At 67.3% G+C, this 22,886-nt stretch carries 22 protein-coding genes; 16 read left to right on the top strand and 6 right to left on the bottom strand.

Annotated elements, in window-relative coordinates; all coding sequences use genetic code 11:
* Positions 1–86 precede the first annotated feature (86 nt).
* Positions 87–881: an AraC family transcriptional regulator gene (locus tag ACP15H_RS13125; protein ID WP_425066626.1), complete on the bottom strand. Its 795-nt coding sequence runs from the start codon at positions 879–881 to the stop codon at positions 87–89.
* A 119-nt stretch (positions 882–1,000) separates the two neighbouring features.
* Between ACP15H_RS13125 and ACP15H_RS13120 the strand changes: the two genes are divergently transcribed.
* The 9 genes from ACP15H_RS13120 to ACP15H_RS13080 all read left to right on the top strand — a co-directional run bounded on the left by ACP15H_RS13120 (position 1,001) and on the right by ACP15H_RS13080 (position 11,656).
* Positions 1,001–2,146, top strand: coding sequence for an MFS transporter (locus ACP15H_RS13120; protein ID WP_425066625.1), 1,146 nt, complete (start codon positions 1,001–1,003; stop codon positions 2,144–2,146).
* A gap of 93 nt (positions 2,147–2,239) precedes the next feature.
* On the top strand, positions 2,240–3,217 hold the full coding sequence (locus tag ACP15H_RS13115; RefSeq protein ID WP_425066624.1) for a Bug family tripartite tricarboxylate transporter substrate binding protein: 978 nt from the start codon (positions 2,240–2,242) through the stop codon (positions 3,215–3,217).
* A 5-nt stretch (positions 3,218–3,222) separates the two neighbouring features.
* On the top strand, positions 3,223–5,175 hold the full coding sequence (locus ACP15H_RS13110) for an alkyl/aryl-sulfatase (RefSeq protein WP_425066623.1): 1,953 nt from the start codon (positions 3,223–3,225) through the stop codon (positions 5,173–5,175).
* Positions 5,176–5,251: 76 nt separating this feature from the next.
* Positions 5,252–6,565, top strand: coding sequence for an ABC transporter substrate-binding protein (locus ACP15H_RS13105; protein WP_425066622.1), 1,314 nt, complete (start codon positions 5,252–5,254; stop codon positions 6,563–6,565).
* 29 nt (positions 6,566–6,594) lie between these two features.
* Positions 6,595–7,374, top strand: a complete 780-nt coding sequence (locus ACP15H_RS13100; RefSeq protein ID WP_425066621.1) for an ABC transporter ATP-binding protein — start codon at positions 6,595–6,597, stop codon at positions 7,372–7,374.
* Between the two features lie 13 nt (positions 7,375–7,387).
* Positions 7,388–8,092: an ABC transporter ATP-binding protein gene (locus ACP15H_RS13095; RefSeq protein WP_425066620.1), complete on the top strand. Its 705-nt coding sequence runs from the start codon at positions 7,388–7,390 to the stop codon at positions 8,090–8,092.
* Positions 8,093–8,224: 132 nt separating this feature from the next.
* Positions 8,225–9,097 (top strand): branched-chain amino acid ABC transporter permease, encoded by an 873-nt coding sequence (locus ACP15H_RS13090; protein ID WP_425066619.1) that lies wholly within the window; start codon positions 8,225–8,227, stop codon positions 9,095–9,097.
* A complete protein-coding gene (locus ACP15H_RS13085) occupies positions 9,094–10,065 on the top strand; it encodes a branched-chain amino acid ABC transporter permease (RefSeq protein ID WP_425066618.1) in 972 nt (323 codons plus the stop codon). Before ACP15H_RS13090 ends, ACP15H_RS13085 begins: the two co-directional genes overlap by 4 nt.
* Positions 10,058–11,656, top strand: coding sequence for a GMC family oxidoreductase (locus tag ACP15H_RS13080; protein ID WP_425066617.1), 1,599 nt, complete (start codon positions 10,058–10,060; stop codon positions 11,654–11,656). The genes ACP15H_RS13085 and ACP15H_RS13080 overlap by 8 nt, the downstream gene beginning before the upstream one ends.
* Here ACP15H_RS13080 and ACP15H_RS13075 read toward each other — a convergent pair.
* Genes ACP15H_RS13075 through ACP15H_RS13065 form a run of 3 tightly spaced genes read right to left on the bottom strand, consistent with a single transcriptional unit; the run spans position 11,624 to position 14,351 of the window.
* Entirely contained in the window at positions 11,624–12,673 is a 1,050-nt protein-coding gene (locus ACP15H_RS13075) for an adenylate/guanylate cyclase domain-containing protein (RefSeq protein ID WP_425066616.1), read from the bottom strand. The two genes, ACP15H_RS13080 and ACP15H_RS13075, sit on opposite strands and share 33 nt — an antisense overlap.
* Positions 12,670–13,665 (bottom strand): threonine ammonia-lyase, encoded by a 996-nt coding sequence (locus tag ACP15H_RS13070; RefSeq protein WP_425066615.1) that lies wholly within the window; start codon positions 13,663–13,665, stop codon positions 12,670–12,672. The genes ACP15H_RS13075 and ACP15H_RS13070 overlap by 4 nt, the downstream gene beginning before the upstream one ends.
* Positions 13,662–14,351 carry a haloacid dehalogenase type II gene (locus tag ACP15H_RS13065; RefSeq protein ID WP_425066614.1) on the bottom strand — a complete coding sequence of 230 codons (690 nt, stop codon included), beginning with the start codon at positions 14,349–14,351 and terminating at the stop codon, positions 13,662–13,664. The genes ACP15H_RS13070 and ACP15H_RS13065 overlap by 4 nt, the downstream gene beginning before the upstream one ends.
* A 67-nt stretch (positions 14,352–14,418) precedes the next feature.
* On the opposite strand from ACP15H_RS13065, the gene ACP15H_RS13060 reads away from it, so the two are divergent.
* Positions 14,419–14,706, top strand: a complete 288-nt coding sequence (locus ACP15H_RS13060; protein WP_425066613.1) for a monooxygenase — start codon at positions 14,419–14,421, stop codon at positions 14,704–14,706.
* 48 nt (positions 14,707–14,754) lie between these two features.
* Positions 14,755–15,720, top strand: a complete 966-nt coding sequence (locus tag ACP15H_RS13055; protein ID WP_425066612.1) for an aldo/keto reductase — start codon at positions 14,755–14,757, stop codon at positions 15,718–15,720.
* Between the two features lie 3 nt (positions 15,721–15,723).
* On the opposite strand, the gene trxC is transcribed toward ACP15H_RS13055, so the two are convergent.
* Positions 15,724–16,173: a thioredoxin TrxC gene (trxC, locus tag ACP15H_RS13050; protein WP_425066611.1), complete on the bottom strand. Its 450-nt coding sequence runs from the start codon at positions 16,171–16,173 to the stop codon at positions 15,724–15,726.
* A gap of 50 nt (positions 16,174–16,223) precedes the next feature.
* Positions 16,224–18,314 carry a lytic transglycosylase domain-containing protein gene (locus ACP15H_RS13045; protein WP_425066610.1) on the bottom strand — a complete coding sequence of 697 codons (2,091 nt, stop codon included), beginning with the start codon at positions 18,312–18,314 and terminating at the stop codon, positions 16,224–16,226.
* Positions 18,315–18,434: 120 nt separating this feature from the next.
* On the opposite strand from ACP15H_RS13045, the gene dapA reads away from it, so the two are divergent.
* The 5 genes from dapA (at position 18,435) to ACP15H_RS13020 (ending at position 22,850) form a co-directional block, all read left to right on the top strand.
* Positions 18,435–19,313, top strand: a complete 879-nt coding sequence (dapA, locus tag ACP15H_RS13040; RefSeq protein ID WP_425066609.1) for a 4-hydroxy-tetrahydrodipicolinate synthase — start codon at positions 18,435–18,437, stop codon at positions 19,311–19,313.
* A 31-nt stretch (positions 19,314–19,344) separates the two neighbouring features.
* Positions 19,345–19,818 carry an SsrA-binding protein SmpB gene (gene smpB / locus ACP15H_RS13035; RefSeq protein WP_425066608.1) on the top strand — a complete coding sequence of 158 codons (474 nt, stop codon included), beginning with the start codon at positions 19,345–19,347 and terminating at the stop codon, positions 19,816–19,818.
* 28 nt (positions 19,819–19,846) lie between these two features.
* Complete coding sequence (locus ACP15H_RS13030) at positions 19,847–20,518, top strand: SDR family oxidoreductase (RefSeq protein ID WP_425066607.1); 672 nt, start codon at positions 19,847–19,849, stop codon at positions 20,516–20,518.
* A 2-nt stretch (positions 20,519–20,520) separates the two neighbouring features.
* Positions 20,521–21,657, top strand: a complete 1,137-nt coding sequence (locus tag ACP15H_RS13025) for an acyl-CoA dehydrogenase family protein (RefSeq protein WP_425066606.1) — start codon at positions 20,521–20,523, stop codon at positions 21,655–21,657.
* A gap of 110 nt (positions 21,658–21,767) precedes the next feature.
* Positions 21,768–22,850, top strand: coding sequence for a TRAP transporter substrate-binding protein (locus ACP15H_RS13020; RefSeq protein ID WP_425066605.1), 1,083 nt, complete (start codon positions 21,768–21,770; stop codon positions 22,848–22,850).
* Positions 22,851–22,886 lie beyond the last annotated feature (36 nt).

The following is a 22,886-nucleotide window of genomic DNA, read 5'->3' as shown; positions in this document are numbered from 1 at the left end:
GGGGCGCATTGGGGGATTATTACCATCCAGCGTCAAGCGCTAACCATTTGCAAAAGCCCGGCAAATCCCGCACGCGCTGGAGGGTCTTAGCGGGGCGGGCGATAGGCGCTGGGTGAGGCCCCCGAGGCGCGCCGGAACATGGCGCTGAAGGCGCTCACGCTCTCGTAGCCGAGATCGAGGGCGACATCGGTCACGGCCTGGCCGCCGCCCAGACGGCCCATCGCCTCCAGCACGCGAGCCTGTTGGCGCCAGGCGCCGAAGGTCAAACCGGTCTCCGTCATGAACAGGCGGGCCAGCGTCCGCGGGCTCGCATTTGCCCAACCCGCCCATTCTTCCAAAGTGCGCTGATCGCCCGGTTGGGCGAGCAGGGCCGAGCAGAGGCGATGCAGTCGCTTGTCGCGCGGCATCGGGAGGTGCAGCGGCAAGGACGGTTCGCGGTGCAACTCGTCAAGGATCAGCGCCACGACATGGCCCGCCGCACCGCGCTCGTCATAGTCCACCGGCAGTTCGGTCGCGCGCACGATCAGTTCGCGCAGCAGGGGAGATATGTGCAGGACGCGGCACACGTCCGGCATTCCCGCCGCTGCATCCTGGCGCAGATAGAGCGTGCGCATCGTCACGTCGCCGGACATCACGATCGAATGATGGATGCCGGGCGGCATCCACAGCGCGCGCTGGGGCGGGACCACCCAGACGGCTTCCTCCGTCGAGATGCGCATCGTGCCGGCGGTCGCGTAGATGAGCTGGGCGCGACGATGACGGTGCGGCGCGATCTCGAAACCGTTGGGGAAGTCCTTGGGCATGGCCGCGACCGCCCGCGGCACGTGCTGGTAATCCTCGGGGTTGGTCGAACGCAGGGCGGCTTGGCGTTTTCGCGACATTAATTGGCAACATAGCGCAAGCCAGACAGGCGGACCAAGCCTAGTCTCGGCGTTCCTGGAGGAACAACAAGATGAGCCACGGCAGTCCAACCTCTCTCCTGCTCAACATAGGCCACGCGATGGATCACTGGATCCTGGTGGTCTTCGCCTATTCCTGGGGCGTGATCGCCGGCGTGTGGGGCGTCGAGTGGACCGAGCTCACGCCGTTCAACTACGGCGCGCTCTTCATGTTCGGCGCCGGCTCGATCGTGAGCGGCCGGCTGGGCGACCATTGGGGCCGCTGGATCATGATGGTGATCTTCTTCACGGGCATGGGCGTCTCGGCCCTGATCATCGCGCTCTGTACCAACAAGTGGCAGATCGGCGCGGCGCTGACGCTGATGGGCGCCTTCGCCTCGATCTATCACCCGGTCGGCATCCCGATGCTGGTGCAGAAGGCCAAGAACCCCGGCTTCACGATCGGCGTGAACGGCCTGGCCGGCAACATGGGCATCGCCATCGCGGCCGGCCTCTCCGTCTATATCGCCCAGCGCTTCGGCTGGCAGGCGGCGTTCATCATTCCCGGCGTCATCTGCCTGATCTGCGCCGTGGCGTTCGTGGCCCTGGTGCCGCGCGAGGACGAGGCGCCGGCCAAGCGCAAGGCCAAGATGCTCGACCTGCCGCCGTCGGTGATGGCGCGCGTCTTCGCCATCATGACCTTCACGGCGGTGACCGGCAGCATCATCTTCAACTTCACGACCAACGGAAACGGCGAGCTCCTGGCCAACCGCGCCAAGACCATCGCGCAGGATCCGGCGATGCTGGCCACGATGCTGTTCGTCATCTTCGCGCTGGCGTCGCTCGCCCAGCTGGTGGTCGGCAAGATGATCGACCGTTACCCGTTGAAGAACATCTACCTGCCGATCGTGCTGCTGCAGGTTCCGCTGTTTCTGATCGCCTCGCAGGTCGAGGGCTGGGCGCTGTTCTTCACGGCCATCGCCTTCATGCTGCTGGTGTTCGGCGCCATTCCGTTCACCGACGCCATGATCGTGCGCTACATCGACGACCGCATGCGCAGCCGCGTCACCGGCGTCCGCCTGGCGATCGGCTTCGGCGTGAGTTCCTTCGTCGTGGCGCTGATCGGACCGGCGGTGAAGGATGCAGGATTCCCCGTGCTGCTGTCGGTGCTGGCGGGCGTGGCTTTCTGTTCGTTCCTGGCCCTGTCGATGCTGCCCAGCGAAAGCGACGTGCATGCCGCTTCGGCGGCGCCGAAGCCCGCCGAATAAAACCTTCCGCTTGCGAAACGACGGCCGCGCCTGATTGCGCGGCCGTCGCGCGTTTGCGATCCTGCCTTCAAATGAAACAGCGAGGGTAGGATCATGCTCAAGAGACGTGGCGTGCTGGCGGGAGCCGCCGGCTGGACGATCGTCGGGGCCTCCGCGGTGCGGGCGCAGGCCTGGCCCAGCCAGCCGATCCGGCTGGTGGTGCCTTACGTGGCCGGCGGTTCGACCGATACGGCCGCGCGGATCGTCGCCGAAAAGCTGTCGGGCATGCTCGGCCAGCAGGTGATCGTCGAGAACAAGGGCGGCGGCAACACCATCATCGGCATGGATGTCGTGGCAAAGGCGAAGCCCGACGGCAACACGCTGTTGCTGGGCGCGGCGACGATGGCGACCAACGTCGCCCTGGGGCTGAAGCAGCCGTTCGACCCGCTCAAGGATTTCCAGATGATCTCGACCCTGGTCGACATCCCCGATCTCCTGGCCATCGACGGCAAGACATTGCCGGCAAAGAACTACGCCGAGTTCGCCGAGTGGGTGAACAAGCAGCCACAGCGCGTGCGCTATGCCACGTCGGGCATGGGCAACCAGCCTCACCTGTGGGGCGAGCTGTTCCGCACCCGCAACAAGCTCAATCTCGAGAGCGTCAGCTACAAGGGCGCGGCCGATGCGCTGCGCGACGTCATGGGCGGCCATCTGCCGATCATGATCGACGTCGTGCTGCCGACGGGCACGCACGTCGCAGCGGGGCGCCTCACTGGTATCGCCGTCGCGTCGCCCGAGCGCTCGACCGTCTGTCCCGACGTGCCGACCGTGGCCGAACTCGGCATGAAGGATCTGGAGAGTGCCGCCTTCTTCGGGCTGGTGGGGCCGGCCGGCCTGCCGGCGCCGATCGTCGAGAAGCTCAATGCGCTCTGCCTCGAGACGCTCAAGGACCCGTCGGTCAAGAAGCGCTTCGCCGAACTGGGCTTCTTCACGACGGGCAGCACGCCGCAAGCCTATCTCGACCGGGTCAAGTCCGAGACAGAACGCTGGACCAGGGTCGTCACGGAAAACAACATCAAGGTCGAGGGTTAGCAGTCATGGCGTCCGCGTCGTCCGTTCCGGTTCCTTCCTCCCATCTCGACGCCGCGCGCGACGCCGAACCCGCCACCAAGGCGGCCAATGCCGCGATGGCGGCAAATCTGCCCTTCGCCGACACGGCCGACTTCGAGGCCGCCAAGCGCGGCCTGATCGCGACCGTGCCCGAGGGGATCGTACGCACCGGCGGCGGCACGGTGCTGTGGAACCTGGGTGAATACGCCTTCATCGACGGCGAACTGGCGCCCGACACGGTCAATCCCAGCCTGTGGCGCATGGCGCGCCTCAACCTTGCCAACGGGTTGTTCAAGGTCACCGACCGGCTCTTCCAGCTGCGCGGCTTCGACATCGCCAACATGACGGTGATCGAGGGCGACAGCGGGCTGATCCTGATCGATCCGCTGACCACCGCCGAAGTCTCGCGCGCCGCGCTCGAGCTCTACTACGCGCACCGGCCGCACAGGCCGGTGGTCGCCGTGATCTACACCCACAGCCATGTCGACCATTACGGCGGCGTGCGCGGCGTGATCGACGAAGCCGACGTCAAGGCCGGCAAGGTGCGGGTGATCGCGCCGGCCGGCTTCATGGAAGCGGTGTCGGGCGAGAACGTGCTGGCGGGGCCGCCGATGGCCCGCCGCGCGCAGTTCCAGTTCGGCACGATGCTGCCGCGCGGTGCGCGCGGCCAGGTCGATGCCGGCCTCGGCAAGAGCGTGGCGCGCGGCACGCCCGGCCTGATCGCGCCGACGCAGTCGATCGTGAAGGCAGTGGAGACGCATGTGATCGACGGCGTCGAGATCGTCTTCCAGCTCGCGCCGGAGACCGAGGCGCCGGCCGAGATGCACATGTTCTATCCGCAGCTCGGTGTGCTCAACATGGCGGAGAACGCCTGCCCGTTGCTGCACAACTTCATCCCGTTGCGTGGCGCCGTGGCGCGCGATCCGCGCATCTGGGCCAAGTATATCGGCGACGCCATCGCGATGTACGGACCGAAGACCAAGGTGCTGATCGGCCAGCATCACTGGCCGACCTGGGACAATGCGAAGATCATCGACTATCTCGAGGCGCAGCGCGATCTCTACAAGCACATCCACGATCAGACACTGCGCTACATGAATCGCGGCTGGCGGCCGGCCGAGATCGCCGAGGTGATCGACCTGCCGGCGGGGCTCGCCGAACGCTGGACGGTGCGCGGCTATTACGGATCGGTCAGCCACAATGTGAAGGCCGTCTATCAGCGTTATCTCTCCTGGTACGACGCCAATCCCTGCAACCTGCACCCGCTGCCGCCGGCACCGGCGGCGCGCAAATTCGTCGAATACATGGGCGGCGCGACCGCGGTGATCGAACGGGCGCGCAAGGACTTCGACAAGGGCGAGTTCCGGTGGGTCGCCCAGGTCATGAAGGAGGTCGTCTACGCCGAGCCGGAGAACAAGGAGGCGCGCGAGCTGTGCGCCGATGCGCTGGAGCAGATGGGCTATCAGGCGGAGTCGGCGACCTGGCGCAACGCTTTCCTGTACGGCGCGCAGGAGCTGCGCCACGGCGTCTTCCAGATGCCGGTGCGTCCCGGCATGGGCGCCGACACCATCGCGGGCCTCACCAGCGACGTCTTCTTCGACCTGCTGGCGATTCGTCTCGATGCGAAGAAGGCGGCAGGACAGTCGCTGGTCGTGAACTGGCGCTTCACCGATCGCGACGAGACGCTGGTGCTCACCTTGAAGCACAGTACGCTCACGCATCGGATGGGCGAGATCGCGGCGAGTGCCGATGTCTCGGTCACCACGGCGCGCGCCACGATGGACGCGATCGTGATGCGCAAGCTCACGATTCCCGACGCGCTGGCGAGCGGGGCCCTGCAACTGCAGGGAGAGATCCAGAAGCTCGGAGCGCTGTTTGCAATGATGGACCCGCCGGCGGGAATGATGTTCGACATCCTCACGCCGGGGGAGGGGCGGTAGCGCGAAACGCTTGACAGAACCTCCCGCGTTCCCTGTGATGGGGACAACGACTACAAAAAGTCTATGGGAGGAATTCATGCTCAAGCGTAAGGCTGTCCGCTTGTTGGGTGGGGCGGTTGCCGCCGTCACGGCGCTGGGCATGGCGGTCTCCGCCCAGGCTCAGGAAAAGAAGATCAAGATCGGCGTCATCTACGACCTCACCGGCCCGCTGGCCGGCGGCGGATCGGAGCTGAACTACACCGGCGCCAAGATCATGATCGACAACTTCATCAAGCAGGGTGGAGTCGAGGGCTACAAGATCGACGCGATCTACGCCGACGCGCAGAGCAAGCCCGACGTCGCCATCAACGAGGCGGTGCGCCTGATCGAGCAGGAGAAGGTGAATCTCGTGCTCGGCTTCTTCTCCTCGGCGCAGTGCGTGCCCGTGGCGGCGCGCGTCGAGCAGCTCAAGAGCTTCATGTGGATCACCACCTGCATCTCGACGGGCGTGGTCGAGAACAAGAACCTGAAGTACGTATTCCGCCCGCAGGCCAGCGGCCAGCAGTTCGGCCTGATGGCCGCCGACATGATCGAGAAGAACGCCAAGGCGAAGTTCGGCAAGGAGCCGAAGGACATGCGCGTGGCCATCATCCACGAGGATGGCTCGTACGGCGTCGACGTCGCCAAGGGCAACGAGGCGGGCTCCAAGAAGGCCGGCTTCAACATCGTCATGAAGGAAGGCTATTCGGCGACCGCGCCCGACCTGTCGTCGCTGGTGACGAAGCTGAAGCGCGCCCGTCCCGACGTGATCTTCCACACCGGCTACAATCCCGACATCACGCTGTTCGCCCGCCAGGCGCGCGAACAGGGGCTGAAGTTCGGCGCCCTGGTCGGCCATGGCGCGGGCTACGGCGTCTATGAGAAGCTAAAGGACGGCATGGGCGGCGACGTGAACTACGTGTTCAACATCGATCCCATTTCGATCTGGCTGGCCAACCAGGCGACGCTCGATCCCAAGCTGCCGCCGGTGATCAAGATGGTGGGCGAGGAGTTCGACAAGCTGAAGCCCGGCGTCGCCATCCGCTCGGCGCATGTCGGCATCGCGGCGTCCAATACCTACGTGTTCTTCACCGAAGTCCTGCCGCGTGCCATCAAGAAGTACGGCGGTGTCGATCCCGACGCGCTGCGCAAGGCCGCTCTGGATGTCGACCTGCCGGAAGGCGGCACGATGCTGGGCTTCGGCGTGAAGTTCGCGGGCGAGGGGTCGCCGATCGCCGGTCAGAACGAGCGTTCCTTCCCGGTCATCATCCAGTATGTCGACGACAAGTCGTACGTGGTGTGGCCGAAGAGCCAGCAGCAGCGCGAGCCGGTGCTGCCGCTGCCCAAGACCTCGGGCTTCAGCAACCAGTAGGCCGCGGCCGCAACGAACGAGGGCGCGCCGTGCTGGTCGTCGAGGGTCTGGTCAAGCGTTTCGGCGGCTTCACCGCCGTGAACAACGTATCGTTCAAGGTCGATCAGGGCGAGATTCTCGGCCTGATCGGTCCCAACGGTTCGGGCAAGAGCACGATCTTCAACATGCTGTCGGGCACCTTCCCGCCGACCGCCGGGTCGATCCGCTTCGACGGCAAGGAGATCGCGGGCCTGCCGCCACATCGCATCATCAACAGCGGCGTCGGGCGCACCTTCCAGATCCCGCGGCCGTTCCGTCGCCTGACCATCTTCGAGAACGTGGCGCTGGCGGGCTATTACGGCCAGGGCAGCCACAGCCTGGCCAGGGCCGAGGAAGCCGCCGAGCGCGCACTCGACATGGTCGGCCTGCCGACCGACCGCGGCGCCAGCGTCGACGGTCTGGGGGCGGCGGGCCTCAAGAAACTGGAACTGGCCAAGGCGATCGCCACGGGGCCGAAGCTGCTGCTGGCCGACGAGAGCCTGGGCGGTCTCGACGAGACCGAGATGGACCAGGCCGCCGACATGCTGCGCAAGATCCGCACCGAGCTCGGCATCACCATCATCTGGGTCGAGCACATCATGGGCGTGCTGATGAAGGTCGTGGATCGCGTGATGGTGCTGGATCACGGCGAGAAGATCTCGGAAGGCCTGCCCAGCGCGGTGTCGCACGATCCCCGCGTGATCGAGGTCTATCTCGGCACCGACGCGCATGCCACGCAGGCGACGGCCGCCGCCGCCGCTGCCGCGGGCGGCAGCCCGGCCACGCGCTGACGGGGCCGCGAGCATGCTCGAACTCAGATCGATCGACGCCGGCTACGGCAGGTTCCAGGCGCTGTTCGGCGTCGACCTCGACGTCAAGGCCGGCGAGGCGGTGGGCGTCATCGGTCCCAACGGCGCCGGCAAGACGACGCTGATGCGCGTGATCTCTGGCCTGATCCGCCCGACCCGGGGCTCGATCAGCATGCAGGGCACCGACGTGCTGGCAACGGCGGCGCATCGGATCGTCGGTCTCGGCATCGCCCACGTGCCGGAGAATCGTCGCCTGTTTCCGCGGCTCAGCGTCGAGGACAATCTGCGCATGGGCGCCTACATGCCGGAGGCGCGGGAGCGCTACCGGGAGCGTATGGACTTCGTGTTCGACCTGTTCCCGCGCATGAAGGAGCGTCGCAACCAGCTCGCCGGGACCATGTCCGGCGGCGAGCAGCAGATGTGCGCCATCGGCCGCGCGCTGATGAGCGATCCCAAGCTGCTGCTGCTCGACGAGCCGTCGGCGGGCCTGGCGCCCGTCGTCGTGCAGCAGGTGTTCGAGCTGGTGAAGCGCATCCGGGCCGGTGGCCTCACGGTGCTGATCGTCGAGCAGAACGTGCAGCAGGTGCTGCAGGTCGTCGATCGCGCCTACCTGCTGGAGGCCGGCTCGATCCGCGCCTCCGGCGCGTCGGCCGATCTGCTGGCCGACGATTCCATCCGGCAGGCGTATCTCGGTGTTTAGGCTCGAGCATTTTCGGACGCCGGGCGCGCGCGACTCCCGTCGCGCTTCATGGCGCGCCGTCAATCAACATCGCGCCACTGCAGCGCGGGGGTTACCCCGCGCGCAGTGGCGCGCCCCCAGCGAGGTGGCGCGATGATGGAAATTTTCGACATCTACCTGCTCGAGGCGCTGGTCAACGGCATCCTGCTGGGCGGCGTACTGGCGCTGCTGGCGCTCGGGCTGAACCTGATCTTCGGCGTCATCGACGTCACGTGGATCTGCTACGCCGAGCTGGTGATGATCGGCATGTACGGCATGTACTACATGTTCTCGGTGTACGGCCTGCCCTACTGGGTCGCCGCGCCGATCTGCATCCTGCTGGTGGCGGCCCTGGGGGCGGCCCTGCACTTCCTCGTGATCTCGCCGCTGCTGGGAGCGCCGCCGATCAACCAGCTGCTCGCCACCGGCGGCGTGCTGTTCGTGCTGCAGAGCTTCGCCACCGTGGCCTTCGGCATCGACTTCCGCAATCTCGGCATCCGCCTGCCGGTGCTGGCGCTGGGCGAGATGCACTTCAGCTACGCCCGCCTGCTGGCATTCATCGCTGCGCTGATCGGCATGGTCGCGGTTTATCTCTTCATGACGCGGACCTACACCGGCACGGCCATCCGGGCGATCGCCCAGGATCGCGAGATCATGGCCTTGATGGGGGTCGACACAAAGAAGATCTACCTCGTCACCTCGGCATTGGGCGGCGGCCTGGCGGGGCTGGCGGCCTGCCTGCTGGTTCTGCAGTACGACGTCCATCCCTTCGTCGGCCTGTCCTTCGGACCGATCACCTTCCTGATCTGCGTGCTGGGAGGGCTGGGCAACTTCGTCGGCGGCTTCGTGGCCGCCTTCCTGTTCGCCGAGATCATCTCGCTCGGCGGTCTCTTCGCCGACCTCGAATGGGGCTACGTGCTGGCCTTCGCCTTCTTCATCGTCATGATGTTCATCCGGCCCGCCGGGCTGCTGGCGAAGCGCTCATGAACAAGCAGCTCGCCTGGGGCCTGGGTCTGGTGGCGCTGGTCGCGCTGCCCTTCGTCTATCGCGACCCCTACCATCTGCACATCCTGGTGCTGATCCTCATCTGGTCGTTCGCCTACACATCCTGGTCGATGATGGGACGTTTCGGACTGGTGTCGCTGGGCCACGGCGGCTTCATGGGCGTCGGCGCCTACGTGACGGCGCTGCTGTGGAACCATCTCGGCGTCTCGCCCTGGATCGGCATTCCGGCGGCCATGCTGTGCGCCGGGGCGCTGGCGCTGGTGGTGGCCTACCCGTGCTTCCGCTTCCGCATCACCGGTCATTATTTCGCGCTGGTGACGCTCGCGCTGTCGGGCATCGTCCTGCAGATCATCATCGCGACCCGCGACTATACCGGCGGTTCGCTGGGGTACACGCCGGAGCGCACCAAGGGCAGCCATCTGCTCGCGTTACAGTTTGACGACAAGGTCGTGTGGTACCTGATCGCGCTCGGTGTCTGGGCGGGGGGCCTGGCGGTCTGGTACTGGATCGATCACAGCATGAGCCGCTACGCGATGGAGGCGATCTCGGAAGACGAGGATGCGGCAGCGGCGGCGGGCGTCAACGTGACCGCCGAGAAGCTGCGCATCACCGTGATCAGCGCCGTCATGACGGCGATGGCGGGTGCTCTCTATGGCCAGTATCAGATGTTCATCGCTCCCGACACGGTGAGCGGAATTGCGGTGTCCCTCCAAATGGTGTTCGCAGCGGTCGTGGGCGGGATTTACGTGGCGCTGGGACCGACGGTGGGCGCCATCATCACCATCATGCTGGCCGAAATCCTGCGTATCGGCTTCGGAACCAAGGCGGTGGGCTGGGACAATCTGCTCTACGGTGTCCTGCTGGTGGTCTTCATCATCTTCCTGCCCAAGGGCATCCTTGGCAGCTTGCTCGGGTGGCTGAAGTCGCCTAGCAAGCAAAGGAATGGATGAGTTCGACTACGTCGTCGTAGGGGCGGGATCTGCTGGCGGCCCCCTCGTTGACCGCTTGACGGCAACGGGTCGCCATTCCGTGCTGCTGCTCGAGGCGGGTCCCGAGGCCAGGAACCCGTGGCTGTCGATCCCGGCGGGATTCGCCGTGACGTTGAGTGACCCCGCGGTAAACTGGAAGTCTTCGACGGAACCCGAGGGGCATCTCGGCGGCCGTCGCATCTATTGGCCGCGGGGCAAGGTCGTGGGCGGCTCGAGTGCGATCGGCGGCACGGTCTATGTCCGTGGGCTGGCGTCGGATTACGATCGCTGGCACCGGTTGGGCAACGAGGGATGGTCCTTCGAGGATTGCCTGCCGTACTTCAAACGCCTGGAAGCCTTCGCCGATGGCGCGACGGAGCTGCGTGGCGGCAGCGGTCCGGTCAAGATCACGCAGGGCGAATATCACAACGAGCTGGGCGAATCCTTCCTCGAAGCCTGCAACGAGATCGGCCTCAGGACGATATCCGACTTCAACGGTCCTCAGCAGGAGGGCGCGGGCTACTATCATGCGACGACGAGCGACGGCCGGCGCAATTCGACGGGCCGCGCCTATGTTGCGCAGGCACGCCGCCGACCTAATTGCCGGATCTTCACCCGCGCCCTGGTCGAGCGCGTTGTGGTCGAGGGGGGCCGCGCCGTCGGCGTGGCCTACCGTCTGGGCGGAATCACCCGGATCGCACGCGCGCGCCGCGAGGTGATCCTGAGCGCCGGCGCCGTGGGCTCGCCGCAACTGCTGCAGCTTTCGGGCATCGGGGACGGCGCGCACCTGTCATCGCTCGGCATCCCTGTCGTCTGCGATCTCCCGGGCGTGGGCGGAAACCTCCAGGATCATTACTGCATCCGCTCGACCTATCGGACCTGGTGGCAGCTGTCGCTGAACGACGACTTTCACGTCATGCACCGCCGTCTGAGCGCTGCCCTCGTCTATGCGCTCGGGCGCTGCGGCCCGCTCGCCGCGACGCCGGCTTTTGCCGGCGCCTTCGTGCGCGTGCTGCCGCAATCGGCGGAACCCGACACCCAATTGCATTTCCTTCCCTGGTCGTTCGACAGCATGGCGAGAAGGCCGCATCGCTTCTCGGGCTTCACGATCCTGGCGAACCAGTCACGGCCCGAAAGCCGGGGCCAGGTTCGCATCACGTCAAGCGAGGCGGATGTGCCGCCGGCGATCCTGGCCAATTACCTCTCCACCGACGGCGACCGGCGGGCCATCGTCGCGGCTGCGCGGTTCACCCGTCTCCTCGCACGCAGCCCCGCTCTGGGGCGCATCGTCACCGAAGAACTGCTTCCGGGGGTCGAGGTGTGGACCGACGAGGACTTCCTTGCCTTTGCCCGACAGGAGGGCCAGTCGGCCTATCATCCGGTCGGCACCTGCCGGATGGGGCACGACCCCGGGGCGGTCGTGGATCCTCAGCTTCGGGTCCGTGGGATCGCGGGCCTGCGGATCGCCGACGCCTCGGTGATGCCGACGCTGGTATCGGGTAACACCAATGCGGCCTGCATGATGATCGGCGAGAAAGCCTCAGACCTGATCCTGGCCGACGCGCAGCGATAGCGCGGCGATCTCCAGCGGCGCGTCCCGGCCGCGGATCGACAGGGTCGGCAGCGGCTCGGCCTGCAGGTCGGACGGAAGCCGGGCCAGCGCCAGCAAGTCGGCCGAGACGAGCACGTCGCGCCGGAGACCCTTCGAAGCATCGAGCAGGCGCGCCGCCACGTTCAGCGTATCGCCGACATAGGCGATCTCGCGGCGCACGTCGCCGATTTCGCCGGCAACGATCTCCCCGCAATGCAGCGCCGCCCGGAAGCCGGGGACGGCGCCGAACCGTTCGCGGTAGCGCGCGGCATTGCGGGCGATGTTCCGGCGGGCGAGGAACGGGCAGGCGAGACAGTCGCCCTCCTTGAGCGCGGGCCCGGCCGGCCAGGTGAGGATCACCTCGTCGCCCACGTACTTGTGGATCTCCGCCTCGCATTCCATCGCCGCGTCGGCGATGTCGCGGAAGAAGGCGTTGAGCAGTTCGTGGAACCGGATCGCGCCCAGCTTCTCCGCGAGCCCGGTCGAATCCTTCATGTCGATCAGCAGGAACGCCTTCTGCTCGTTGCGAGGGCGTGCATAGCGCCCCAGCAGCAGGTTCTTCAGCGTGCCGAATCCCAGCAGGCGCCCCGTCTCGATGATGAGGTTGCCGACCACCGACATGGCGATGGCGAAGAAAACGGAGTTCCGGAAGATCGAATCGAAGAGCACGAATTGCCGGGTTCCGATCGACATCAGCAGGCGCGCGAGGATCAGGCCGGCGACGATGACGACGCAGTAGAACACGACCTTGACGACGAAGTACCCGGCGAGCGGCAGTCGCCGCATCCAGCCGAGCGAGTTGAGGCGGGCGCGCCGCACCTCGAAGAACACGATCGGTGTGGCGATCAGCAACGAGGTGAGGGTGCCCTGCAGGAGCCCCCGCAGTACGGGCTCGTTCGGAGCCACGGCATGGCCGAAGTAGGCGCTGATCACGGCGCTGGCCAGGCTGATCCAGAGGATGATCCGCCATTCGCGGCGGTTGCGCCGCGACATCTTCATGCGGCGGTGCGGTCCGCCCGGTCGAGCGCGCGCTTGAACGTAGCATGGTCGACATTGCCGCCCGAGCAGACGACGGCCACGGCCCGGCCGTTCACGGGCAGCTTGCCGGTGAGCGCCGCCGCGAACGCCACGGCGCCGCCCGGCTCGACCACGAGCTTGAACTCGCGAAAGGCCACTTCCATCGCGTCGAGTACCTCCTCGTCCGTGACGACGAGCCCGGGGCCGAGGAGCTGCTGCGCCAGCGGGAAGGTGACGTCGCCGGGCGTCGGCGCCAGCAGCGCGTCGCAGATCGACCCCGAAAGCTTCTCGTTCTTCTGCTTGGTGCCCGATGCGAGCGACCGGGCGAGATCGTCGAAGCCGGCGGGCTCGCCGGCATGCACCGATGTCGTCGGGCTGACGCCCTTGACGCCGAGCGCCACACCGGTCGCCAGTCCGCCGCCCGAGCAGGGCGCCGCGACCGCGTCGAGGGTGACGCCGAGAGCCTTCGCCTGCTCGGCGATCTCGAGCCCGGCCGTGCCCTGTCCCGTCAGGATCCAGGGATGATCGTAGGGCGGCACGATGGTGGCGCCCGTCTTGGCCGCGATGCCGTGACCGATTTCCTCGCGGCTGTCCTTCACGCGGTCGTAGAGGACCACCTCGGCGCCGCTCGCCCGCGTGTTGGCGACCTTGAGCGCCGGCGCATCGGCCGGCATCACGATGGTGGCCTTGGTCCCGAGCAGGCGCGCCGCCTCGGCCAGCCCCTGCGCATGATTGCCCGACGACCAGCCGACCACGCCCCTGGCGCGGTCGGCCTCGCTCATCGACGCGAGGAAATTGTAGGCGCCGCGCAGCTTGAAGGAGCCGGTGCGCTGCAGGCATTCGGCCTTGAGGAACAGGCGGCCGCCCAGCCGGCGGTTGACCCTCTCGTTCTCGAGCAGCGGCGTGCGGATCGTGACGCCCTCCAGTCGGCGGGCCGCAGCCTGTACGTCAGCAAAAGTCGGAAGCGAACTCATCGAGGAACACCAATCAGGTCGGGAAGCTCCGACAGGTCGCGGATCTGGGCCGAGAGTCTACCGGGCAGGTTGTCGTTGGGTGCGCCGGTGCGGTTCACCCAGACGGTGCGGAAGCCGAACTGTGCGGCGCCATGCGCGTCCCAGCAGTTCGACGAGAGGAAACATACTTTGTCGGGCGTCACGCCGCAGCGCGCCTCGACGAGGCGATAGACGCGCGGATCCGGCTTGAAGACGGCGGCCTCGTCGACGCTCAGGACCACCTCGAAGTGGTTGGCGAGACCCGATGCGGTGACCATCGGGTCGAGCATGCCGGGATTGCCGTTGGACAGGATCGCCGTGCGCATGCCGGCCCGCGAGAGGCAGGCCAGCATCCCCGGCGCCTCGGGAAAGGGAGCGAGCGCCAGGTAAGCCCCCATCAAGCGCTCGCGCACGGCGGGATCGGTGATGCGATGGGCCGTCAGGCTGTGGTCGAGCGCCTCGCCCGTCACCTGCCAGAACGGTGCATAGGTGCCCATGGCGTTGCGCAGCCACGTGTACTCGGTCTGCTTGGTCCGCCACAGGTCCGACAGGGCACTGGCGGAAGGTCCGAGCGACCGGCGATGGCGCGCGACCGCCGAATTGAAGTCGAACAACGTGCCGTAGGCGTCGAAGACGCACATCTCGATGCCAGGCAGGGTAACGGCCATTCAATTGCTCCGAAGGGGGCGAGACCGTAGGCTAACAAGCATGTTCGTCGCCATCGTTCAAATCCCCATGACAAAGCGTCCACCGGACGTTGCCGTCGAGGCTGCCACCAGATCGGCGCCGACCTACACGGCGCTCGGCGCGAAGGGCCTCCTCAAGAAGTATTATCTGAACGGCGAGGCGGGCGGCGGCGGTGTCTATCTCTGGGCCTCGGAAGCGGCGGCCCGCGCCTGGTACACGCCCGAATGGGAAGCGCGCATGGAAGCCGCCTTCGGCGCCCGGCCGATCGTCACCTACTATGACAGCCACGTCGTCGTGGACAACGAAACAGGCCAGGTTCGGATCGAGGGGGCCTGACGGCGCAACAGCCGTTGCGCGAGCCGGTCGAATGACAGGGAGGAAAACATGCAGAAGCGCAGGCTCGGCCGGACCGGGCTCGAGGTTTCGGTGCTGGGGTACGGCGCCGGCGCAGTCGGAGGGCTGTTCACGAAGGGCGCTGCGCAGGATCAGGAGCGCGCCGTCGCACGCGCGATCGAGGCCGGCGTCAACTATTTCGACACGGCCGCGAAGTATGGCGATGGCGAATCCGAGAAGAACCTCGGCCGCGTCCTGAAGGCGCTGAAGGCCGACGTCGTGGTCGGCACCAAGTTCCGCCTGACCGCCGCCGATCGCGCCGACGTCGCAGGTCTCGTCACGCGGTCCCTCGAGGAAAGCCTGAAGCGCATGGGCCGCGACCATGTCGACCTTCTGCAGCTCCACAATCCGCTGACGGCGACCGACGACGGGGACGAACTCGACGTCGAGATCGCCCTGAACGAGGTGGTGCCGGCGCTGGAGAAATTGAGGAAGCAGGGCAAGACCCGATTCATCGGCTTCAGCGGCGTGGGCGAACCGGCCGCGCTCCTGAAGGCCGTCGATTCCAGGCTCTTCGACACGGTGCAGGTCGTCTACAACGCCTTGAACCCCAGTGCGGGCGGGTCGATGCCCAAGGGTGCGCCCGGCCTCGACTATGGCCGGCTGCTGGACCGGGCCCAGGCGGCCGGCATGGGCACCATCGTCATCCGCGCGCTGGCCGGCGGCGCGCTCTCCGGCACGACGGACCGCCATCCGCTCGCCCAGCAACAGGTCCCGCCGATCGGCTCGGCCCCGGACTTCGCGGGTGACGTGGCGCGTGCCCGCGCACTGGAGCCGCTGGTCAAGGAAGGCGGGACCGACAGCCTGACCGAACTCGCCGAGCGATTCGTGATCTCGCACCCGGCCGTGTCGACGATGCTGGTCGGCTACTCGACCTTGCAGCACCTCGAGGAGGCGATTGCCGCGGTGAACAAGGGGCCGCTGCCGGCGGCAACCCTGCAGCGGATCACCGGCTAGGGCTTACGACCGAGCCAGCGCGTCGCGCGTCCAGCGCTCGATGGCGCTCGCGTCCATGGCGCCGGACTGGCGGGCGATCGGCTTGCCGTGGTGGAACAGGATCATGGTCGGGATCCCCTGAATGCCGAACCGTTGCGCGAGTTCCTGCTCGTCGTCGGTGTTGATCTTGGCCAGCCGCACGGCGGGTTCCAGTCGGGCCGCGGCGCGCTCGAACTGCGGCGCCATGGCCTTGCAGGGGCCGCACCAGGGCGCCCAGAAGTCGACCAGCACCGGCAGGTCGCTCTTGGCGGCGTGGGCTTCGAAGCTGCCGGCACCGAGTGCGACGGGGTGGCCGTCGAACAGCGGCGAGCCGCACTGGCCGCACTTGCCCTTGTTGCCCGCCGCCAGCCTGTCGCGCGGAAAGCGGTTCAGGGTGCTGCAGCGGGGACAGGCGAGGAGCAGGGCATCGGTCATGGCGTACCTCGAAGCGTTTGAACCAAAATGCAGCCGGCCGCGCCGGCGCGCTACGAGCGGCCCACGGCCGGCGGCACGGTCTGGAACGGGCCGGCGAGGCGGCTGCGGTAGACGGCGAGGCCTTCCATGATGCGCTGGACGTAGTTGCGGGTCTCGCGGAACGGGATCATCTCGATCCAGTCGACCATGTCGATCTTCGCTGTGCGCGGGTCGCCGCCGGCCTCGATCCAGCGCGCGACCCGGTTGGGCCCGGCATTGTAGGCCGCCAGGGCCAACTCGTAGGAGCCGCCGAACCGCTGCAGCATCTCGGCGAGATACTGGCTGCCGAGCTGGACGTTGTAGGCGGGATCGCGGGTCAGTTTGTCCTGGATGAACGGCACTTTCGCGCGGCCCGCCACGTCGCGCGCCGTGCCGGGCAGGAGCTGCATCAGGCCCAGCGCGCCCGACGTGGAGACGGCGCCGGCGTTGAAAGAGCTCTCCTGCTTGGCGAGCGCCAGGGCGAGCGCGCGCTCGATCGATCCGGTGCCCCCGAGATCGACCATCGGAAAGGCCGCGTCGAACAGCACCACGCCGTTCTCTGCCCCGCGGCGGGCCACGGTGAGGCCGACGTCCGGGCGCTTCAGCTCCAGGGAGAGTTGCGCCAGCAGCGCCACCTCGCCCGGCGATGTGACCGAACGCGCGAGCCGCAGCAGGAACGGGCGGGCGCGGTCGTAGTCGCCGGCCTGGCCGAGATAGCGCGCCATCGTCGCCAGTTCGCGGCCGGCCAGCGCCTGCTTGTCGGCGGCGGTGGGCACCGGATCGACCGGGAACTTGGGCTCCACGCCCTGAAGCTTCTTGGCTGCAAGTTGGCCGTAGAAGGTCTGGCCATAGCCGGCGGCGCGCCCATACCAGTCGCTGGCATCCTTGGTCTGCTTGGCGGCCTCGTAGGTGCGGGCCAGCCAATAGGCGCCGCGGCTCTTCGAGATGTCGGTCGAGACGCCGTCGTAGAGCGTGGAGAAATGCTTCAGCGCAACGGCCGGCTTCTTGAGCTGGCGCAGCGCGATCCAGCCCGCGAGGAATTCCGCCTCGGCGAAGGACACGCCCTTGGTGAGCCCGTGACCGATGGCGACGGCGTAGGCATCGGCCGGACGGTCGGCATCGAGCAGCGCCCGCACCACGAGATTGCGCTCAGCCCACCAGGCATCGGTCTGGTTGGGAATGGGCCCCGTGAGCGCGGCCTTGGCTTCATCGAGCGTGCCCGTCTTGCGAATCCACTGCAGGCGCTCGAAGCGCAGCGTGGGCTCGGCGAGGCGCGCGGGCGGCACCGCGCGCAGGAGCGTGGCGGCGTCGGCGGCGCGGGTCGCCATGGCGAGGCGGGCATTGGCCACGGGCTGGTAGTCGGGCGGCAGCTTGGGCACGAGGTCCCGCGCCACCTGATGGCGACCTTCGCGCATGATGCGGTCGAAGCGGGCGACCTGGTCGGGGCCCGTCAGGAGCTGGGCGTAGCGATTGAGGAAATCGTTCTCGTCGGAATTGCGCAGCGTGGCGTTCTGCCAGGTGTCGCGGGCGAAACGGGCGACCTCGTTGGGCGCCGCTGTCGAAGCCGCCTCGAGCCGGCGCATGTGGCCGGTGCTGGTGAGGGGCGGGAAGGCCGTGAAGTAGCGCACGACCTCGGAGGCCGGCGTCTCGGGGCCGATCCGCTCCTCGGCCTGGCGCCGCAGCACTTCCGGTTCGGGCCAGTCGGGCTGCTCGCGCAGGAAGCGCCAGGTCGCGGCGAAGCTCGCCTCGGTCCGGGGCGCGGCGCGCAGGATGCTCCAGGCGACATAGCGGTCGAGCAGGGTATTGCGGAAATTCGCGACCGCGGCTTGGGCATCGGCCCAGCGATTGTCGTCGATCGCCTTGAGGGCGGCGGTGAAGGCCGCCGTCTCCGCCGCGTTGAGCGGATTGGCGGCGACGGCCGGGCCGGGCGGCGGTGTTGCCGCAGAAGAAGAGGGCGAACTTCCCTGCACGGAGGGTGCGGGGGACGGCGCCGGCGACGGCGGCGGGCTCGGCTTCTCGACGTCGCCCGGCAGCCGCCGCACGCCGGTGGTCGGCGCGGCCGGCTGGGCCAGGGCGGGGGAAACCGCGAGCAGGGTCGCCAGCAGGATGAAGGGGGATTTCATGGGGTTCACGCCAGGAATCGTAGGCAGGGAGTTACGGCATCACAATGGCAAGTTGCCCAACTTGCAGCACCAAACCCCGGAGCCTAGAGTGGTTCTTCAAGGGAAAATCGGAGGAAGACCATGTTCACCGGATCGCTCGTTGCGCTGATTACGCCGTTCAAGAACGGATCGGTGGACGAGAAGGGATTCGAGAAGTTCGTGGCCTGGCAGATCAAGGAAGGCACCGACGGGCTGGTCCCGTGCGGCACCACCGGTGAATCGCCGACCCTCTCGATGGAAGAGCACAAGCGCGTCATCGACATCTGCATCGGCGCGGCCAGGGGCTCGGGCGTCCCGGTGATCGCCGGCACGGGCTCGAACTCGACCGCCGAGGCGATCGAACTGACGCAGCACGCCAAGAACGCCGGCGCGGACGCCGCCATGCTGGTCGTGCCCTACTACAACAAGCCGACCCAGGAAGGCCTGTTCCAGCATTTCAAGGCGGTGGCCGAGGCCGTCGACATCCCCATCCTGCTCTACAACGTGCCGCCGCGGACGGGTGGCGACATGCAGGTCGAGACGGTGATCCGGCTTTCCCAGGTCAGGAACATCGTCGGCATCAAGGACGCGAGCTACGACATGGCGCGCCCGACCCTGACCCGCCTGAAGGCGAAGACGGGCTTCGTCCAGCTCTCGGGCGAGGATGCGAGCGCGCTCGGCTTCCTGGCGCAGGGCGGCGACGGCTGCATCTCGGTGACCGCCAACATCGCGCCCCGCCTGTGCGGCGATATGCACGATGCGTGGAAGAAGCGCGACCTCGACAAGGCGTTCGAGCTGCAGGACCGGCTGATGCCGCTGCACAAGGCGATGTTCTGCGAGACCAGCCCCGGCCCGGTGAAGTACGCCGCCGAGCTGATCGGCCAGTGCAGCGCCGAGATGCGCCTGCCGATGGTGCCGATCGCCGAGAGCAGCAAGAAGGCGGTGCACGAGGCCATGGTCCACGCCGGCCTGATCAACTAGAAACCGGGTTCTTCCAACTCACGAGTGTCCTGTGGCCCCTAAACCGGAACTGGACCGCACCGTTGTGGCCCAGAACCGCAAGGCGCGGCACAATTACTTCATCGAGGAGACTTTCGAGGCCGGGCTTGCGCTGACCGGCACCGAGGTCAAGTCGCTGCGCGGCGGGCGCAGCACGATCGCCGAATCCTACGTGACGGAAGAGGGCGGCGAGGCGTGGCTGGTCAATGCCAACATCCCGATCTACGCCTCGGGCAACCGCAACAACCACGAGCCGCGGCGGGCGCGCAAGCTGCTGCTGCATCGCGGCCAGATCAACAAGCTGATCGGCGCCATCCAGCGCGAGGGGCGCACGGTCGTGCCGCTGCAGGTCTATTTCAATCCGCGCGGCCGCGCCAAGATCGAGATCGCGCTGGCCACCGGCAAGCAGGCGCACGACAAGCGCCAATCCATCAAGGATCGCGACTGGCAGCGCCAGCGCGCCCGGATGATGTCGTCCCGCCGTTAGTCTGTCGCATGTCTCCAAGGAGCGCCCGATGAGTACCGTTCTGATCACCGGCGCCGCGCGCGGCCTGGGACTCGAATTCGTCAAGCAGTACGCCGCCAAGGGATGGAAGGTTCACGCTTGTGCGCGCTCGCCCGAGTCGCTGAAGCAGGTCGCGGGGGACATCCATCTCCACAAGCTCGAAGTCACCGACTATGCGGCCGTGAAGGCGCTGGCGTCGGAGCTGAAGGGCGAAGCGATCGACGTGCTGATCTGCAATGCCGGCGTGTCGGGTCGCGAGGCCGCCGATCTCGGCACCATCGATCCCAAGGTCTGGCGGGACACGTTCGAAGTGAACGCGCTGGCGCCGCTGATGATGGCCGAGGCTTTCGTCGAGCAGGTGGCGGCCTCCAAGGATCGCAAGCTGATCGCGATCTCCAGCCGCCTCGGCAGCATCACGCACAATGACGGCGCCCGTTACGCCTATCGCGCCAGCAAGACGGCGCTCAACATGGAATGGAAGAGCCTGTCGAAGGACACGGCCTCCAAGGGCCTGATCTGCGTCGTGCTGCATCCCGGCTGGGTGCAGACCGACATGGGCGGCCAGGCGGCGACGCTCACCATCGCGCAGAGCGTGCCGTCGATGGTGACGGTGATCGACGGGCTGAAGCCCGCCGACAATGGCCGCTTCCTGAACTACGACGGCGCCGAGCTGCCCTGGTAGCCATGCTGCTCAGCGAAGAACAGACGCTCATCCGCGACACCGCCCGCGCCTTCGCGCAGGAGCAGGTGCTGCCGCATGTGCGGGCCTGGGAAGCCGCCGGCGAGATCCCGCGGTCGCTTCTGGCCGAAATGGGGCGGCTGGGGTTCATGGGCATGACGGTCCCGCCCGAATGGGGCGGCGCCGGCGCGGACATGGTGTCCTACGTGCTGGCGCTGGAGGAGATCGCGGCGGCCGACGGCGGCCTGTCGACGGTGATGAGCGTCAACAATTCGCCCGACTGCGCCGCGCTGCTGGCCTATGGCTCGGACGAGCAGAAGGAGAAGTGGCTGAAGCCGCTCGCCCGCGGCGAGATGCTGGGCGCCTTCTGCCTGACCGAGCCGCACGCGGGCTCCGATGCCTCGAACCTCAAGACGCGCGCCGAACGGCGCGGCAACGGCTGGGTGCTGAACGGGGTGAAGCAGTTCATCACCTCGGGCCGCAGCGCCGACATGGCGCTGGTCTTCGCCGTCACCGATCCGTCGTCGCCGAAGCGCGGCATCTCCTGCTTCATCGTGCCGACCGACACGCCGGGCTATCGCGTCGCCTCGGTCGAGAAGAAGCTCGGCCAGAAATCCTCCGACACCTGCCAGATCGCCTTCGAGGACTGCACCGTCGGCGCCGACGCGATGCTGGGCGGGGAGGGCGAGGGCTATCGCGTGGCCCTGGCCAATCTCTCGGTCGGCCGCATCGGCATTGCCGCCCAGTCGGTGGGCATGGCGCGGGCCGCGTTCGAAGCCGCACGCAGCTACGCCCAGGAGCGGGAGGCGTTCGGCACCAAGATCGCCAACCACCAGGCGGTCCTGTTCCGCCTCGCCGACATGGCCACCAAGGTCACGGTCGCCCGGCAGATGGTGCTGCATGCGGCAACGTTGCGCGACGCCGGTCGTCCATGCCTCACCGAGGCCGCAATGGCGAAGCTATATGCTTCGGAAATGGCTGAGGAAGTGTGCTCGGCCGCAATTCAGATCCATGGCGGTTACGGGTACGTTTCCGACTATCTGGTGGAGAAGATCTGGAGAGACGTCCGCGTCTGCCAGATCTACGAGGGCACCAGCGACGTGCAACGCATCCTGATCGGCCGTGGCCTGGCAGCCTTGTAGTCTCGTCTTTCGCTTGTTCCCGATCACGCCGCATGCGAGCATCATCAGGTGTGAGGCCGCGAAAGCGGTTTTTGGGGAACTTGGGGGAGCCGGGCGACGGATGGTCGGTCGTGCGCCGTAACTTTATGAAACTGATTGCGCTTGCCGCAGCCCTGCTGTCGGTGACGGGTGCCGCCGTCGCCCAGGATACCAAGGCGTTGCCCAAGAACGTGGCCGCGCCGTCGACCACCCGCATGATCCAGATGCAGACGGCCTTCAATCCCGCCCTGCCGGGCTCGGGGGACGGGGTTCGCGTCTTCACCCGGTCCGTGAAGCACATGACGGCGGGTGCCTTCGCCATCAAGATCCTGGAGCCGGGCCGCGTGGCGCCGACGGCCGACATGCTGGATGCGATCATCGCCGGCGACCTCGAGGCGGCCTTCACCTGGTCGGGCTATGCCGCCAGCAAGGCGCCGGTTTTCAACATCTTCGCCACCGTGCCGTTCGGCCTCGGCCCTGAGGACATGGCGTCCTGGATGCTCGAGGGCGACGGGTCCCGCATCCACCGCGACGCCTACGACAAGCTGGGCGTGGCCGGCATCCCCTGCGGCATCCAGGGCCCCAAGGGGGGCGGCTGGTTCCGCAGCGAGGTCAACACCGTGGCCGACTTCAAGGGCTTGCGGCTGCGCTACGGCAAGCTGGCGGCGGAGGTGATCGCGCGCCTGGGCGCGGTTGCCGTGCCGCTGCCGCCGGGCGAGTTCTTCTACAAGCTGCAGCAGGGCAACGTGGACGGCGGCGAGATGTCGACCCCGGCCATGGATGCGGCCCTGGGCTTCGACAAGCTCGGCCTGCCCTACTATCTGCCGGGCTGGCAGCAGCCCTCGGCCGTGCTCGACTTCCTGATGCGCAAGGACAAGTGGGCGGCCCTGCCGGCCTCGCTGCGCGCCCAGATCCAGACCGCCTGCCAGGCCAACATCGCCTGGATGCTGAGCCGCTCGCCCAACGTGCAGGGCGTGGCGCTGGAGAAGCTGAAGGCGTCGGGGGTCGTGGTGCGCGAATGGTCGCCCGACGTGCTGGCCGCCTTCCGCAAGAACAGCGACATCGTGGTCAAGGACCTGGCCGAGCGCGACGCCGACTTCGCCGCCGCACTCGCCAACCAGCGGGCCTTCATGGCGCAGGGCGCGCACTGGCGGATGCTCTCTCGCCTGCCGTAACCGCCGGCTTGCACACGGTCACGTGTCCGGGCAGTT

The organism is Reyranella sp. (assembly GCF_965249915.1).
In the GTDB taxonomy this organism is placed as follows: Bacteria; Pseudomonadota; Alphaproteobacteria; order Reyranellales; family Reyranellaceae; genus Reyranella.
Note: the sequence above shows the minus strand (reverse complement) of the source record. Positions and strands in the feature narration are given on the sequence as shown.

Excerpts from the sequence above, each read along its gene's own strand:
- ACP15H_RS13125 (WP_425066626.1), bottom strand. The coding sequence starts at position 881 with ATGTCGCGAAAACGCCAAGCCGCCCTGCGTTCGACCAACCCCGAGGAT.
- ACP15H_RS13120 (WP_425066625.1), top strand. The coding sequence starts at position 1,001 with ATGGATCACTGGATCCTGGTGGTCTTCGCCTATTCCTGGGGCGTGATC.
- ACP15H_RS13115 (WP_425066624.1), top strand. The coding sequence starts at position 2,240 with ATGCTCAAGAGACGTGGCGTGCTGGCGGGAGCCGCCGGCTGGACGATC.
- ACP15H_RS13110 (WP_425066623.1), top strand. The coding sequence starts at position 3,223 with ATGGCGTCCGCGTCGTCCGTTCCGGTTCCTTCCTCCCATCTCGACGCC.
- ACP15H_RS13105 (WP_425066622.1), top strand. The coding sequence starts at position 5,252 with ATGCTCAAGCGTAAGGCTGTCCGCTTGTTGGGTGGGGCGGTTGCCGCC.
- ACP15H_RS13095 (WP_425066620.1), top strand. The coding sequence starts at position 7,388 with ATGCTCGAACTCAGATCGATCGACGCCGGCTACGGCAGGTTCCAGGCG.
- ACP15H_RS13090 (WP_425066619.1), top strand. The coding sequence starts at position 8,225 with ATGATGGAAATTTTCGACATCTACCTGCTCGAGGCGCTGGTCAACGGC.
- ACP15H_RS13085 (WP_425066618.1), top strand. The coding sequence starts at position 9,094 with ATGAACAAGCAGCTCGCCTGGGGCCTGGGTCTGGTGGCGCTGGTCGCG.
- ACP15H_RS13080 (WP_425066617.1), top strand. The coding sequence starts at position 10,058 with ATGGATGAGTTCGACTACGTCGTCGTAGGGGCGGGATCTGCTGGCGGC.
- ACP15H_RS13075 (WP_425066616.1), bottom strand. The coding sequence starts at position 12,673 with ATGAAGATGTCGCGGCGCAACCGCCGCGAATGGCGGATCATCCTCTGG.
- ACP15H_RS13070 (WP_425066615.1), bottom strand. The coding sequence starts at position 13,665 with ATGAGTTCGCTTCCGACTTTTGCTGACGTACAGGCTGCGGCCCGCCGA.
- ACP15H_RS13065 (WP_425066614.1), bottom strand. The coding sequence starts at position 14,351 with ATGGCCGTTACCCTGCCTGGCATCGAGATGTGCGTCTTCGACGCCTAC.
- ACP15H_RS13060 (WP_425066613.1), top strand. The coding sequence starts at position 14,419 with ATGACAAAGCGTCCACCGGACGTTGCCGTCGAGGCTGCCACCAGATCG.
- ACP15H_RS13055 (WP_425066612.1), top strand. The coding sequence starts at position 14,755 with ATGCAGAAGCGCAGGCTCGGCCGGACCGGGCTCGAGGTTTCGGTGCTG.
- trxC (WP_425066611.1), bottom strand. The coding sequence starts at position 16,173 with ATGACCGATGCCCTGCTCCTCGCCTGTCCCCGCTGCAGCACCCTGAAC.
- ACP15H_RS13045 (WP_425066610.1), bottom strand. The coding sequence starts at position 18,314 with ATGAAATCCCCCTTCATCCTGCTGGCGACCCTGCTCGCGGTTTCCCCC.
- dapA (WP_425066609.1), top strand. The coding sequence starts at position 18,435 with ATGTTCACCGGATCGCTCGTTGCGCTGATTACGCCGTTCAAGAACGGA.
- ACP15H_RS13030 (WP_425066607.1), top strand. The coding sequence starts at position 19,847 with ATGAGTACCGTTCTGATCACCGGCGCCGCGCGCGGCCTGGGACTCGAA.
- ACP15H_RS13025 (WP_425066606.1), top strand. The coding sequence starts at position 20,521 with ATGCTGCTCAGCGAAGAACAGACGCTCATCCGCGACACCGCCCGCGCC.